Raw genomic sequence first — 494 nt, 5'->3', positions numbered from 1 at the left:
TGAGCCCTGCCTGGGTTCGCCTGCGCAAATCCAGATCCTGTATCCAGTCGAGCATGAAAACCGACCGCTCGATCCGGCCAACTTCACGCAAGGCCACAGCCAGACCATTCTGACGGGGATAAGATCCGAGCTTCCGCAGCATGGCCGAGGCCGTCACGGTTCCACTCCGAATGGATGTGACCAGACGCAGCAGGTCGTCCCAGTGGGCCGCAACATGATCKGTATTGATCGGGTCACCGGCCATTCCACTCAGGAGATCACCGGGGCTTTGATCTGGAAACAGGTGAAGTTTCCGCTCTTTCAGATCCCGTATCCTGGGCGCAAATCGATAACCAAAGAAGGGCATCAGCCCGAAAACATGATCCGATGCCCCACCCGTGTCGGTATAATGCTCTTCAATGGAAAGCCCGTTGGCATGATACAGCAGCCCATCCAGAACATAGGGTGCTTCACCGGCCGTCGCCGCAATCACCCGGGTCGAAAACGGATCATAC

Annotated in this window: 1 protein-coding gene; it reads right to left on the bottom strand. The window is 57.0% G+C overall.

Annotated features, from left to right (window positions below; all coding sequences use genetic code 11):
- Window positions 1-494, bottom strand: a 494-nt coding sequence (locus tag KP705_RS17095; RefSeq protein ID WP_215765133.1) for a Tn3 family transposase, incomplete at both ends; no start/stop codon positions are given.

This window comes from Gluconobacter sp. P1D12_c (assembly GCF_018812105.1).
In the GTDB taxonomy this organism is placed as follows: Bacteria; Pseudomonadota; Alphaproteobacteria; order Acetobacterales; family Acetobacteraceae; genus Gluconobacter; species Gluconobacter oxydans_A.
Note: the sequence above shows the minus strand (reverse complement) of the source record. Positions and strands in the feature narration are given on the sequence as shown.